Origin of the sequence: Aeromonas sp. HMWF015, from assembly GCF_963878965.1 — a bacterium.
Classification (GTDB): domain Bacteria; phylum Pseudomonadota; class Gammaproteobacteria; order Enterobacterales; family Aeromonadaceae; genus Aeromonas; species Aeromonas veronii.
The window spans coordinates 6,422-8,119 of record NZ_CAWNZT010000114.1; the positions used below are offsets into that span (position 1 = coordinate 6,422).

2 protein-coding genes and 2 tRNA genes are annotated in these 1,698 nt (G+C 54.7%); 1 reads left to right on the forward strand and 3 read right to left on the reverse strand.

Annotated features, from left to right (window positions below):
• Positions 1-49: 49 nt before the first annotated feature.
• Together AACS18_RS05645 and AACS18_RS05650 are read right to left on the reverse strand one after the other, a co-directional pair.
• Positions 50-126, reverse strand: a tRNA-Arg gene (locus tag AACS18_RS05645).
• Between the two features lie 37 nt (positions 127-163).
• Positions 164-240 (reverse strand) — tRNA-Pro (locus AACS18_RS05650).
• 213 nt (positions 241-453) lie between these two features.
• On the opposite strand from AACS18_RS05650, the gene folD reads away from it, so the two are divergent.
• Complete coding sequence (gene folD / locus AACS18_RS05655) at positions 454-1,308, forward strand: bifunctional methylenetetrahydrofolate dehydrogenase/methenyltetrahydrofolate cyclohydrolase FolD (protein ID WP_108613922.1); 855 nt, start codon at positions 454-456, stop codon at positions 1,306-1,308.
• A gap of 116 nt (positions 1,309-1,424) precedes the next feature.
• On the opposite strand, the gene cspD is transcribed toward folD, so the two are convergent.
• Entirely contained in the window at positions 1,425-1,643 is a 219-nt protein-coding gene (gene cspD / locus AACS18_RS05660; protein WP_005300025.1) for a cold shock-like protein CspD, read from the reverse strand.
• Positions 1,644-1,698 lie beyond the last annotated feature (55 nt).

The window sequence follows — 1,698 nt, forward strand, 5'->3', positions numbered from 1 at the left end:
TGAAATTTTCATCAACGCTCGCCAATCCAGAAGGATTGGGGAACATCAATGGCGCGCCCTGCAGGATTCGAACCTGCGACCCACGGCTTAGAAGGCCGTTGCTCTATCCAACTGAGCTAAGGGCGCTTTGTATCAACACGTCTTAAGGACGAGTCGATGAACATGGTCGGTGATAAAGGATTCGAACCTTTGACCCTCTGGTCCCAAACCAGATGCGCTACCGGACTGCGCTAATCACCGAAAATCCCTGACCAGCATATCGACATGAGTCGTACTGGGCAACGGGCGGGCATCATAGCCAAGCGTAAGGGCCAGCGTCAACGACTTTTTCCCCCAGTAAATTCAAGTGCCTACTTATTGCCCGCTACAGGTATGGCGTGCGTCTGCCGCTAACATCCCGGCTAAAAAAATGCGACAATGCGCGGCAGTTGAACACATGGTGAGTGGAGAACGATGTCTGCCAAAATCATAGATGGAAAACAGGTTGCGCAAACGATTCGCAGCCAGGTCGCGGCGCAAGTCCAACAGCGGTTGGCGGCAGGGAAACGGGCTCCTGGGCTGGCAGTCATTCTGGTGGGGGCGGATCCAGCCTCTCAGGTCTATGTCGGCAGCAAACGTCGGGCGTGCGAGGAGGTGGGTTTTCTCTCCCGCTCCTATGATCTGAGTGCAACCGCCAGTCAGGAAGAGCTGCTGGCGCTGATCGACCAGCTGAATTCGGATAGCCACGTAGATGGCATTCTGGTTCAGTTGCCGTTGCCGGATCACTTTGATACCACTCAGGTGCTGGAGCGGATCCAGCCTGACAAGGATGTAGATGGATTTCACCCGTATAACGTCGGTCGTCTGGCCCAACGTATTCCGGCGCTGCGCCCCTGCACTCCGAAAGGGATCATGACGCTGATCGAGACCACCGGCGTGAAGACACATGGTCTGCATGCGGTTGTGGTGGGAGCGTCCAACATAGTGGGGCGTCCCATGACCCTCGAATTGTTGCTGGCGGGCTGCACAACCACGACCTGTCACCGTTTTACGCGGGATCTGGAAGAGCAGGTTCGCCGTGCCGATCTGCTGGTTGTCGCAGTCGGCAAGCCCAACTTCATTCCTGGCGAGTGGATCAAACCGGGGGCACTGGTGATCGATGTGGGCATCAATCGCCTAGCTGATGGCTCGCTGGTCGGGGATGTGGAGTTTGAGACGGCGCGCAGCCATGCCTCCTTCATTACCCCGGTACCCGGTGGCGTGGGCCCGATGACGGTCGCCAGTCTGATGGAAAATACCCTGATCGCCTGCAGCGAATATCACGACTGATCATGGCTGGCGATAACCTGTGATCCCATGAGGAGGCAGGATTCGCCAGAAATCTGACAATAAAAAACCGGTTGCTCAGAGAGGAACCGGTTTTTTATTTATCCAACGGGTGTTATTTACATATTTTGTGCTTCGTTTGGCACAATCACAGAGGCGTGATTTCCTTTCGGCCCCTGTTGCAGTTCAAAATTGACAGCCTGACCCGCTTTCAGGGTCTTGTAGCCCTCCATTTGAATCGTGGAGTAGTGAGCGAAGATATCCTCACCGCCCCCTTCCGGACAGATAAACCCAAATCCTTTTGCGTTGTTAAACCACTTAACTGTGCCGGTTGCCATACTTCTACATCCTTTTATTGATTACCCAGAAGTCGTTGAGTAACCTGCGCCAGCC

Bases quoted from the DNA above. Each gene is read 5' to 3' on its own strand.
- folD (WP_108613922.1), top strand. From the start codon at position 454: ATGTCTGCCAAAATCATAGATGGAAAACAGGTTGCGCAAACGATTCGC.
- cspD (WP_005300025.1), bottom strand. From the start codon at position 1,643: ATGGCAACCGGCACAGTTAAGTGGTTTAACAACGCAAAAGGATTTGGG.